The organism is Nocardioides sp. (genome assembly GCF_014360585.1).
GTDB lineage: Bacteria > Actinomycetota > Actinomycetes > Propionibacteriales > Nocardioidaceae > Nocardioides.
Genome location: NZ_JACIXG010000018.1, coordinates 56,828 through 67,935, shown reverse-complemented (window position 1 = coordinate 67,935; position 11,108 = coordinate 56,828). Strand labels below are relative to the sequence as shown.

The window sequence follows — 11,108 nt, the reverse complement described above, 5'->3', positions numbered from 1 at the left end:
GGGGCGGGTGCCGAAGCACCCACCCCCGCTTGTCGTATCGCGAACAGTCCGATGAACTACTACTTCAGCTCGGACTTGATCACGCGCATGCTGCCCAGTACCACCGGCGCCACGACCCACAGCAAGATGCTGGTCGCCAGGGCGAGGTAGTCAGAGGTCTCGAGGCCTCCCGACTGCCCCATGAAGCTCTGCGCCATGAACGGCGAGGTCGCCAGACCGATGTCGAGGAACGGGAGCAGGTCACGGGCCCACTCGAAGAACGCCATCAGCGGGGTCCACACCACGATCGGCAGGATCAGCTGCACGGTGTAGACGACGACGATCGAGAACGGCGTGCTGAGCAGGCACATCGCAAGCCCGAAGGCCATCACGAAGTAGAGCAGTTGCGAGATGACGGTCCACACGAACATCGAGCCGTCGAGCGTCCACGACGCGTCGTAGCCGCCGAGTGCGGCCGCGAGTACGTTGCCGATGACGCCGCACAGGACCGCGACCGCCATGAGCGCGAGCACCAGTGCCACCACGGCGACGAGCTTGGCCACGATCACCCGCATCCGGCTCGGCTCGAGAGTGAAGGTGACCATGTGCGTGCGCTGGCCCCACTCCTGGGTGACGATCAGGATCGCCAGCACCGGGGTGAGCAGGGAGAGCGGGAAGACGAGGATCTGCGACCACAGGGCCAGGTCGACCGTGAAGTTCTCGTTGAGAGCGGCGACCAGGACGACGATGCCCATCGCGAACAGCAGGAGGCCGGCCGAGATGATCAGCAGCGTACGTCCGGCACGAGTGTCGGTCATCTTGCGCCACTCGACCAGCACCAGGCGGCCGAACGGCACCTTGGTGGCGGTGGGCATCGGGGTCGACGGCGCTACGGATACGGCGCTCATACGGAGGCTCCTTCGGCGTGGATCTGGGCGGTGCTCTCGCGCTGGGTCTCGGCGGTGAGCTGCAGGAAGATGTCCTCGAGCCCGGCGCCGCCGTCACGAAGGTCGGTGAGCACTACGTTGGCCTCCAGCGCTGCCTTGCCGACCTCTGCAGGTGCGGCGGAGACGCGCATGCCGGTGCCGACCGGCTCGACGCTGTAGCCCTTGGCCTTGAGCGCGACGGTGAGGGCCTCGTTGTCCAGGGAGGTGACCAGCGCCTGGCCGGCGGCGCCCTGGCCGGTCAGGATCGTGTCCTTGGTTCCCTGGGCCACGATGCGGCCGTTGCCGATGAGGATCAGCTCGTCGGCGATCTGCTCGACCTCGTGCAGCAGGTGGGAGGAGAGCAGGACGGTGCCGCCGCGGTCGGCGTACTCCTTCAGCAGGCCACGCATCCAGCGGATGCCGGCCGGGTCGAGGCCGTTGGCCGGCTCGTCCAGGATCAGGACCTTGGGGTCACCGATCAGCGCGCTCGCGATGCCCAGACGCTGCTTCATGCCCAGGGAGTAGTTCTTGATGCGGCGCTTGGACTCCGACGGTGTCAGCGAGACCAGCTCGAGCATCTCGTCGACGCGCGACTTGGGCAGGCCCATCGTCATCGCGGCGAGCGTGAGCACCTCGCGGCCGGTGCGGCCGTCGTGCTGAGCGCTGGCGTCGAGCAGCACACCGACGTGGCGGCCCGGGTTGGGGAGGTCGGCATAGAGGCTGCCGTCGATCGTTGCGCTTCCCCTGGTGGGATTGGTCAGTCCGACCATGATGCGCATGGTGGTCGACTTGCCCGCACCGTTCGGGCCGAGGAAGCCGGTGACTTTGCCGGCCTCGGCGATGAACGACACGTCGTCGACCGCGGTGAAGGGCCCGTAGACCCTCGTCAGTCCTTCGACTTTGATCATGATGCCCATCCTGCCGTGCGAGCGGCGCGAACGGCATCGGACATACGGATGACCTGCGACCCGACGAAAGTATGGGGCCGGTCTCGACCGCGGCATCGGGTCTGCCGGACTCGGGTTCACTAACGTGGAGGCTGTGCAACAACGCTCCCCCGACGACTATCAGCCACGCCTGAGCCTGTGGGGGCATGTGTGGCGCTATCTCGCCGCCCTGGGGATCAGTGCGCTCGGGTTGACCAGCAGCGTCGGCGGCTGGCCGGACTGGCGTTTCACGCTCGACGTCAGCCTCGGTGTCACCAGCCTGGTCCTGGTCTTCTGGCGGCGTCGCTGGCCGGTCACGATCACCACCATCGTCACCATCGCCAGCGCGTTCTCGATGCTCGCGGCGGGCGCGTCCGCCCTCGCCCTGGTCTCGCTGGCGACCCGGCGGCGCTGGCGCGAGATCATCCCGATCTCGCTGCTCAGCTTCACGGCCGGGATGTTCTGGTTCGGCGTGATGGACACCGCCACGCCGGCGTTCGGGCCCTCGGCGTTCGTGATGTGGGGACTCAACATCGGTCTCAGCGTGGTGGTCATCGGGGCGATCGTCGCGTGGGGCATGTACATCGGCTCGCGCCGCGAGCTGATCGCCACGCTCCGGCTCCGCGCCGAGACCGCCGAGGCCGAGCAGGCGCTGCGCGTCGCCCAGGCCCGCGAGACCGAGCGGCGGCGGATCGCCCGCGAGATGCACGACGTGCTCGCCCACCGGATCTCCCACATCTCGATGCAGGCCGGGGCGCTCGCCTACCGCGAGGACCTCTCCGCCGACGACATCCGGAGCGAGGTGAGCACCATCCGCGACGGCGCCCACCGGGCGCTCGAGGACCTCCGTACCGTCCTCGGGGTGCTCCGCGGAAACGGCGAGGATCCCGAGACCGCGCCCCAGCCGACGTACGCAGATCTCGGCCGTCTCATCGAGGAGATTCACGCCGGAGGCATGAACATCACCATGGAGGACGACGTCGAGGGATCCCCGCCCGAGGCGGTCGGGCGCTCGATCTACCGGGTCGTGCAGGAGGGCATCACCAACGCCCGCAAGCACGCGCCCGGGGCGGCCCTGAAGGTGACGCTGCGGGGCTCCGAAGAGCACGGGATCGACGTGCTGCTGCGCAACCGGCTCGGCTTCGACTCCAACACTCCCGGCTCCGGCCTCGGCCTCATCGGGCTCGCCGAACGCGTCGACCTCGCCGGCGGCAGGCTCGTGCACCGCACGGAAAAGGATGTCTTCATCCTCGAAGCCTGGCTACCGTGGGGCCAGTGAACAGCCCAGAGGCCAACCAGGACAGCCCGATCAAGATCAAGGTGGGGATCGTCGACGACGACCCGCTCGTGCGCTCTGCCCTCGGCCTGATGCTCGGCGGCCAGGCCGACATCGAGGTGGTCGGCGAGGCGACCGACGGCCAGGAGGCGCTCACCCTGGTACGTACGGCCGCGCCTGATGTGGTGCTGATGGACATCCGGATGCCGCGGGTCAACGGGCTCGAGGCGACCCGTCGGGTGCTGGCTGAGGCCAAGCCTCCGCACGTGATCGTGCTGACCACCTTCGGTGCCGACGAGTACGTCGTCGACGCGCTCGCGGCGGGCGCCGACGGGTTCCTCCTCAAGGACACTCCTCCGCCCGAGATCGTCGCCGCGATCCGTACGGTCATGGTCGGGGAGGCGATCCTCTCCCCCAGGGCCACGCGCACCCTGATCACCCGGCTCCGAGCCGAGCCGACCGGCGACCGCGCCGCTGCCGCCGTACGCCGGCTGGACACCCTCACCGAGCGCGAGCACGAGGTCGCGCTCGCTGTCGGGCGCGGGCTGAGCAACGCCGAGATCGCCAAGGAGCTCTACCTCTCGATCCCGACCGTCAAGGCGCACGTCTCCCGCCTCTTCGACAAGCTCGGCGCCACCAACCGCGTCCAGATCGCGATCACGGTCCACGACGCCGGGTTGGTCTGACTGACCCGCTGGTCGAGGGCCACTTTCGTTCAGACCCTCGCGCCAGCGAGCGTGTCGAGACCAACACGGTTCCCTCTGCGCTCGATTCGACCGTGTTGGTCTCGACACGCCTCCGCCTAGCGGCTCCGGCGGCTCGACCAGCGAGGGCCGTCAGACCGTGTAGACGGCCCCAGTGGCCGCCAGCTCGATCGGCCCCTCGTACGCCGAGCGGGCCTCGCGCACGGCGTCGGCGGAATCGTGCCAGGGCGGGACGTGGGTGACGATCAGCTTCTTCGCTCGAGCCTTGGTGGCGTACTCCCCCGCGTGGACGCCGGTGATGTGCACGCCGGGCGGGTTGTCGACGCCGTCGCGGAAGGCGGCCTCGCACAGGAACAGGTCGGCGTCGGCGGCGATGTCGAGGAGCGCGTCGGTCTCGGCGGTGTCACCGCTGTAGCCGAGGACCTTGCCGTTCGCCTCGATCCGAAGCCCGTACGCATCGACCGGATGCTCCACGGCCATCGGGGTGATCACGAACGGCCCGAGGTGGATCGGCCCCGTATAGGTCGAGAACGCGAACTCCTCGCGCATCCCGGGGCGCTTGGGCAGGTCGTAGGCCTTCGCCAGCCGTCGGCCGGTGCCCTTGGGGCCGTAGACCGGGATCGGCGGCTGCGGGCCGGTCGGGTGCCACTTGCGCAGGACGTAGTAGGAGGTCATGTCGACGCAGTGGTCGGCGTGCAGGTGGGAGATCAGGACCGCGTCGATGAGCAGCGGGTCGACATAGCGCTGCAGCACCCCGAGCGCGCCGTTGCCCATGTCGAGCACGATCCGCCAAGTCCGACCCGTCGAGTCGTCGGCCTCGACGAGGTAGCAGGAGGCCGGGCTGTCGGGTCCGGGGTAGGAGCCCGAGCACCCGATGATGGTCAGCCGCATCCCTGAGGTCATCCCATCCCTCCGGCGAACTGCTGGGCGGCTGCGAGCTCCGGGCCGAGGAACCGGGCGCCGATCGCCTTGAACTCGGCCGGGTTGCCGGTGGTGAGGAACGTGTAGGTCGGATCCCCGCCCTCGCGCATGAGGTCGTTCTCGGCGAGGACGCGGTAGACGTCCTTCGCCGACTCCTCGGCGCTGCTGACCAACGTCACGTTGTCGCCCATCACATAGGAGATCACACCAGTCAGGAGCGGATAGTGGGTGCACCCGAGGATCAGCGTGTCGACCCCTGCGCTGGTCAGCGGATCCAGATACTCGTGCGCTGCGGCGAGAAGCTCGTCGCCGCCCGTGACACCGGACTCGACGAAGGGTACGAACCGAGGGCAGGCTCGGGTGTGCAGCGAGACGTGCGGCGCGGCGGCGAACGCGTCGTCGTACGCCATCGACTCGGCCGTCGCACGGGTGCAGATGACCCCGATCCGACCGGTGCGGGAGGCGGCGACGGCGCGACGGGTCGCGGGCAGGATGACCTCGACCACCGGCAGCGGCCGGTAGCGTTCACGGGCGTCGCGCAGCATCGCCGCCGAGGCGGAGTTGCAGGCGATGACCAGGGCTTTCACACCCTGCTCGACGAGATGGTCGAGGCACTCCAGGGCGTACTCGCGGACCTCGGCGATGGGCTTGGGTCCGTAGGGGGCGCGGGCGGTGTCGCCGACGTACAGGATCGACTCGTGGGCGAGCTGGTCGATCACGGACCGCGCCACGGTGAGACCGCCGAAGCCCGAGTCGAAGATCCCGATCGGGGCGTCGCGATCGGGCTGGGCTGAACCCAGTGGCGAGGGCGAACCCAGGGACGAGACGGACTGCACGATCGTCAAGGCTAGGCCCAAACACCGCCATTTCGCAGTGCCGGGGGTCACCCGAGATCCATCTCACGTTCACGAGCGGCTGCCGAAGGTTCGCCTTGGGCGCCATCGGCTTCACTTAAGGTGTGCCGGTGCGTCGCCTCTTCCCGCTCGTCTCCGTCGGTGTCTTCATCGCCGTCGTGCTCGTCGTGGCGCTCACCGCGCTGCCCGACGGTGCCGACCGCGAGGAGCGGGAGCCCAGCCAGGTCGACCGGAAGGTGCTCGCGATCTCGATCGACGGGTTGAACCCGGACGCTCTCGCGCGGCTCGGGCAGACGAGGACGCCCAACATCCACCGGCTGATCGACGAGGGCGCCTCGACGCTCAATGCCCGCACTGCCTACGAGAAGAACATCACCCTGCCCAACCACACCGGGATGGTCACCAGCGACCCGATCGACGCCGACGAGGGCGGTCACGGCGTCACTTGGAACGTCGGCGATCCGTCGAGGTCGATCGCGGCCAGCGAGGACTCGGTGTTCACCGTCGCCCACGACGCCGGGCTCAGCACCGGGGTCTTCGCGACCAAGCAGAAGTTCGAGCTGTGGCAGCGCGCCTGGGAGGACGACATCGACCTCTTCGCGGCAGTGGACGACCACGACCGGCTGGTCTCGGAGGCCGCGAAGGACCTGGCCTCCGAGCAGCGGGACCTCACCTTCGTACATCTGTCGCTTCCCGACGTCGCCGGGCACGCCTCGGGTGGGATGTCACCGGAGTACCTGAGCGCCGTCGAGGAGTCCGACGCACAGGTCGGCGAGCTCCTCGACGTCATCGACGACGACCCCGGCCTCGAGAAGGACCTGGACGTCATCCTGACCGCCGACCACGGCTTCAAGCCCGGGATCACCAACCACTCCGAGAAGGTCTACGAGAACTACCGGATCCCGTTCATCGTCTGGGGTGCCGACGCCGGGGCCGGCGAGGACCTCTACCGGCTCAACGCCGACGACTACCGCGACCCGGGCAAGGGACGTCCCGGGTACGAAGGCTCCCAGCCCGTACGCAACGCCGACCTCGGCAACCTCGCCCTGGACCTTCTCGGCCTCGGGCCGATCGAGACCAGCGACATCGGCAAAGGGCAGACACTCGACGTGAAGTGACGTTGTCGAAACCATCCACGAGCAGACACGTCTCTGAGGTACGTTTCGAACGTAACCTCCCCAAGGAGCGTGAATGTCAGTCAGCCGGATCGCTCGAGCGGCCCTGCACAGGGCCCGACGCACGCAGCGGGTCACGATCATCGGCGCCGGCATCGGCGGGCTGACGCTCGCCGTCGAGCTGCGCCGCCTGGGCATCGACGTCGAGGTGTACGAGGCCGCGACCGATTCCCGACCGAGCGGCGACGCCGTGTTCCTCCCGGCCAACGCGACCCGGCTCCTCGAGCGCATCGGCATCGAGCCCGCTCTCGGTGAGGCCTCGGCGAGGGTCGACGGACTGATCTGGCGCGACGGTCACACCGGCGCCACGATCGGCCGGCTGCTCTCCGCCGACGACTACGCCGCTCGCACCGGCGCGCCCGGCTACGGCATCCGTCACGCCGACCTGCACGCGCTCCTGCGCGAGGCGTTCGGCACCGACGGGCTCCACCTCAGCCGCCGCGTGGTCGGTCTCACCGACGACGGGCACGGGCCGGTCTCGCTGGAGCTCGCCGGCGGCGAGTCGGTCGAGGCAGACCTGGTCATCGGCGCCGACGGCGCCCGCTCGATCCTGCGCGAGCACGTCGTCGGCTACGACGACGCCCAGTTCTCCGGCTGCCTCGCCTGGCGCGGGACCGTCCCGCGATCGCGGCTCACGCTGCTCCCCGACCCCGGCCGACTGCAGCTGTGGCTCGGCGCCGACGGCCACCTGATGCACCATCCGGTCGGCAACGGCGACCATGCCTTCCTCCTGGTCAAGCGGCAGACCGGGCCCTGGGCCCCGGAGTCGTGGGGCTGGCCGTCCGACCCGGACGAGCACATCCACGCGTACGCCGGCTGGCATCCCGCCGTGGTCCAGATGATCTCCGCGGCGCCGGTCTCCGAGCACTGGGCGCTCTTCCACCGGCCACCGCTGTCCACCTGGTCGCGCGGCAGCGTCACGCTGCTGGGGGATGCCGCTCACCTGACGCTCCCCCACCACTGCCAAGGTGCCGCCCAGGCGATCGAGGACGCCGTCGTCCTCGCCGGCTGCCTCGCCGCCGACGAAGACTGGGAGCGTGCCCGGACCAGCTACGAGGTGCACCGCCGCGACCGCACCCGCCGGATCCAGGTCGCCTCCCAGGCCACCGCCGACGTCCTCCATCTCCCCGACGGCCCACGCGCCCAGGCCCGCAACAAGCGGCTCGGGTCACCTGACGCCTACGACCGCCATCTCGCCTGGATCCACGAGCACGACGCCGCGGCCGGCCTCCCCCGCCCGTAACTCCGCGGGCCGCTTCGGCGTTGCCAAGACGTGAGAGCCTTCCCCGGACGCAGAGGGTTCATCGCGCTCGGCATCTGGACGATGTACGCCGCCGCCATCGCCGTAGCGCTGGCGCAGGTCGGTTCCGCTCCCTCTGCCGGCAGCGGGCGCCCGCTCGCCCCCGGCAGCCCCGCCGCGCTCATCGCGCAGCACGACTGCTGGAGTGCGAAAGCCCCGGGCGACATGACCGGCCGACTCCCCAGCCACGCCATCATCGCCACCGGCGCCACCGGCGCCACGCCGCGCTACGTCGACTCCGGCCTCACCGGCAAGGCCCTCGACCAGGTCTTCGAGGGCGAGGACCACGGCCTCGTCGTCTACGCCTTCTGCCGCTGAGGCTCGACAAGCGCGAGCGATCAGGCCCAGAGCTGCCCCTCGAGGCCCTCTTCGGCGTCGTCGATGGTGCCTTCGTACGCCCCGGTGGAGAGGTACTTCCAGCCGCCGTCGGCGACGACGAAGGCGATGTCGGCCTTCTCCCCGGCCTGGAGGGACTTGGCGGCCTGGGCGAGGGCGGCATGCAGGATGGCGCCGGTGGAGATGCCGGCGAAGATGCCCTCCAGCTCGAGGAGCTCGCGGACGCGGCGTACGGCGTCCCGAGGGCCGACGGAGAAGCGGGCGTCGATCAGGGACGCGTCGTACAGCTCGGGGACGAAGCCCTCGTCCAGGTTGCGCAGGCCGTAGACGAGCTCGCCGTAGCGCGGCTCGGCGGCCACGATGCGTACGTCCGGCTTGGCCGAGCGGAAGAAGCGGCCGACGCCCATGAGCGTGCCGGTCGTGCCCAGCCCGGCGACGAAGTGGGTGACGGAGGGCAGGTCGGCCAGCAGCTCGGGGCCGGTGCCCTCCTCGTGCGCGAGCGCGTTGGCGGAGTTGCCGTACTGGTAGAGCATCACCCAGTCGGGGTGCTCGGCGGCCAGGCGCTTGGCGACCCGGACGGCCTCGTTGGAGCCACCTGCGGCGGGCGAGGAGACGATCTCGGCGCCCCACATCCGCAGCAGCTGGCGCCGCTCCTCGGAGGTGTTCTCCGGCATCACGCACACGATCCGGTAGCCCTTGAGCTTGGCCGCCATGGCCAGCGAGATCCCGGTGTTGCCCGACGTCGGCTCCAGGATCGTGCAACCGGGCCGGAGCCGTCCGTCCTTCTCGGCCTCCTCGACCATCCGAAGAGCCGGGCGGTCCTTGATCGAGCCGGTCGGGTTGCGGTCCTCGAGCTTGGCCCACAGCCGGACGTCGGGCGAAGGCGAGAGGCGGGGCAGGCCCACCAGCGGGGTGCCCCCGACCGACGCCAGCAGGTTGTCGTAGCGCATGGGGTCCATGGTCGCATCAACCGATCGGCTGATGCCCACACGCGCCGATCGCCCGATCCGTGAGACCGCGGAACACAGCAGGCTGGGAGTATGCATCAGGAGCGAGAACCAGCGGTCGTCGTGGACGGCCTGCGCAAGACGTACGGCGAGAAGGTGGCGGTCGACGAGATCAGCCTGAACGTCTGTGAGGGCGAGATCTTCGGGATCCTCGGCCCCAACGGGGCAGGCAAGAGCACGACCGTCGAGGCGATCGCCGGCCTGCGGGTCGGCGACCGGGGCCACATCCGGGTCCACGGCATCGACCCCTGGACCGACCGGGCCGCCCTCACCGAGGTGCTCGGCGTGCAGCTCCAGGAGGCCAAGCTGCAGCAGAAGATCACGGTCCAGGAGGCCCTGGAGCTGTGGAGCGCCTTCTACCCCGACCCCGAGCCGTGGGCGCCGCTGGCCGAGCGGCTGGGGCTCGGCGCTCATCTGGGCCAGCGGTTCGAGGACCTCTCCGGTGGCCAGCAGCAACGGCTCTCGATCGCGCTGGCACTGATCGGCCGGCCGCGGGTCGTCGTGCTCGACGAGCTCACCACCGGCCTCGATCCGCGGGCCCGTCGCGAGGTGTGGGACCTGGTGCGGGACGTACGTGACCGGGGCGTGACCGTCATCCTGGTCACCCACTCCATGGAGGAGGCGCAGACGCTCTGCGACCGGATCGCGATCGTCGATGCCGGCCGGATCCGCGCCCTCGACACCCCGGCAGGGCTCATCGCCGCAGGCACGGCTGCCACGACCACCACCTTCGACACCTCGGCCGCGATCGACCTGGTCTCCCTGCGCGAGATCGACGGTGTCACCTCCGCGCACAGCGCGAACGGCACCATCACCGTCGAGGGTGCCGAGGGAGTCGCCCTCGCCGTCATCGAGGCGCTGCGTACGCAAGGGGTGTCCCCCCAGCGGCTCCGGGTCGCCGCCGGAAGCCTCGACTCCGCCTACCTCGACCTCACCGACACCACGCAGGAGATCACGCGATGACCAGCCCGACAGCAGCCGTGATCCGGACCGAGTCCAGGCTCTTCGCCCGCGAACGGCTCTCGCTCTTCTGGATCGTCCTGTTCCCGAGCCTGCTCCTGGGCGTGCTCGGGCTCATCCCGAGCTTCCGCGAGGACAGCGCCGACTTCGGCGGCCGGAGCCTGATCGACCTCTATGTCCCGGTCACCGTGCTGCTCTCGATGATCATGGCCTCGATCATGACGATGCCGGCGACGCTGACCGGCTACCGCGAGAACGGGATCCTGCGACGGCTCGGCACCACACCCGCCAAGCCGTTCGCGATCCTGCTCGGCCAGGTGCTGGTGCACGCGGCTGCGGTCGCCGCCTCGTCGGTGATCGTGATCGTCCTCGGCCGGGTCGCGTTCGGGACGCCGCTGCCGGAGTCGGTCGTCGGATATGCGGTGGCGTACGTCCTGGCGCTGATCGTCTCCCTCGGGATCGGGGCCGCGATCACGGCCGTCTCGCCCAACGCGAAGGCCGGGCAGGTCGTTGGGATGGTGGTCTTCTTCCCGTGCATGTTCACGGCCGGGGTCTACTTCCCGGTCGAGGTGTTCGGCGGCACGGTGCGCGACATCATCTCGCTCACGCCCTACGGCGCGGCCTCCAACGCACTCAACGACGCCACCGCCGGGAGCTTCCCGGAGCTGGTCGACCTGGCGGTGATGGGCGGCTGGGCGGTCGTGCTCTACGTGATCGCCGTGCGGGTCTTCCGCTGGGAATGAG

General features: G+C 69.8%; 12 protein-coding genes. 7 read left to right on the top strand and 5 right to left on the bottom strand.

Annotation, left to right across the window (positions count from 1 at the left end; translation table 11 throughout):
* Positions 1-59 precede the first annotated feature (59 nt).
* Together H5T77_RS08520 and H5T77_RS08515 are read right to left on the bottom strand one after the other, a co-directional pair.
* Positions 60-887, bottom strand: a complete 828-nt coding sequence (locus H5T77_RS08520; protein WP_292647616.1) for an ABC transporter permease subunit — start codon at positions 885-887, stop codon at positions 60-62.
* Positions 884-1,813, bottom strand: a complete 930-nt coding sequence (locus H5T77_RS08515; RefSeq protein ID WP_292647614.1) for an ABC transporter ATP-binding protein — start codon at positions 1,811-1,813, stop codon at positions 884-886. The genes H5T77_RS08520 and H5T77_RS08515 overlap by 4 nt, the downstream gene beginning before the upstream one ends.
* A gap of 133 nt (positions 1,814-1,946) precedes the next feature.
* Between H5T77_RS08515 and H5T77_RS08510 the strand changes: the two genes are divergently transcribed.
* Together H5T77_RS08510 and H5T77_RS08505 are read left to right on the top strand one after the other, a co-directional pair.
* Complete coding sequence (locus H5T77_RS08510) at positions 1,947-3,110, top strand: sensor histidine kinase (RefSeq protein WP_292647612.1); 1,164 nt, start codon at positions 1,947-1,949, stop codon at positions 3,108-3,110.
* On the top strand, positions 3,107-3,793 hold the full coding sequence (locus H5T77_RS08505; protein WP_292647609.1) for a response regulator: 687 nt from the start codon (positions 3,107-3,109) through the stop codon (positions 3,791-3,793). The genes H5T77_RS08510 and H5T77_RS08505 overlap by 4 nt, the downstream gene beginning before the upstream one ends.
* Positions 3,794-3,943: 150 nt before the next feature.
* Here the strand turns inward: H5T77_RS08505 and H5T77_RS08500 are convergent, their stop codons facing one another.
* On the bottom strand, positions 3,944-4,714 hold the full coding sequence (locus H5T77_RS08500) for an MBL fold metallo-hydrolase (RefSeq protein ID WP_292647606.1): 771 nt from the start codon (positions 4,712-4,714) through the stop codon (positions 3,944-3,946).
* On the bottom strand, positions 4,711-5,568 hold the full coding sequence (murI, locus tag H5T77_RS08495; RefSeq protein WP_292647603.1) for a glutamate racemase: 858 nt from the start codon (positions 5,566-5,568) through the stop codon (positions 4,711-4,713). The genes H5T77_RS08500 and murI overlap by 4 nt, the downstream gene beginning before the upstream one ends.
* A gap of 128 nt (positions 5,569-5,696) precedes the next feature.
* Here murI and H5T77_RS08490 point away from each other — a divergent pair, with 128 nt between their 5' ends.
* The 3 genes from H5T77_RS08490 to H5T77_RS08480 all read left to right on the top strand — a co-directional run bounded on the left by H5T77_RS08490 (position 5,697) and on the right by H5T77_RS08480 (position 8,379).
* A complete protein-coding gene (locus tag H5T77_RS08490; protein ID WP_292647600.1) occupies positions 5,697-6,704 on the top strand; it encodes an alkaline phosphatase family protein in 1,008 nt (335 codons plus the stop codon).
* Positions 6,705-6,777: 73 nt separating this feature from the next.
* Positions 6,778-8,004 carry an FAD-dependent monooxygenase gene (locus H5T77_RS08485; protein ID WP_292647598.1) on the top strand — a complete coding sequence of 409 codons (1,227 nt, stop codon included), beginning with the start codon at positions 6,778-6,780 and terminating at the stop codon, positions 8,002-8,004.
* A 30-nt stretch (positions 8,005-8,034) separates the two neighbouring features.
* Positions 8,035-8,379 (top strand): hypothetical protein, encoded by a 345-nt coding sequence (locus H5T77_RS08480; RefSeq protein ID WP_292647596.1) that lies wholly within the window; start codon positions 8,035-8,037, stop codon positions 8,377-8,379.
* Positions 8,380-8,399: 20 nt separating this feature from the next.
* On the opposite strand, the gene H5T77_RS08475 is transcribed toward H5T77_RS08480, so the two are convergent.
* Positions 8,400-9,347, bottom strand: coding sequence for a PLP-dependent cysteine synthase family protein (locus H5T77_RS08475; RefSeq protein ID WP_292647594.1), 948 nt, complete (start codon positions 9,345-9,347; stop codon positions 8,400-8,402).
* Between the two features lie 90 nt (positions 9,348-9,437).
* Here H5T77_RS08475 and H5T77_RS08470 point away from each other — a divergent pair, with 90 nt between their 5' ends.
* Entirely contained in the window at positions 9,438-10,367 is a 930-nt protein-coding gene (locus H5T77_RS08470; protein ID WP_292647592.1) for an ABC transporter ATP-binding protein, read from the top strand.
* Positions 10,364-11,107, top strand: a complete 744-nt coding sequence (locus H5T77_RS08465; protein WP_292647590.1) for an ABC transporter permease — start codon at positions 10,364-10,366, stop codon at positions 11,105-11,107. Before H5T77_RS08470 ends, H5T77_RS08465 begins: the two co-directional genes overlap by 4 nt.
* Position 11,108 lies beyond the last annotated feature (1 nt).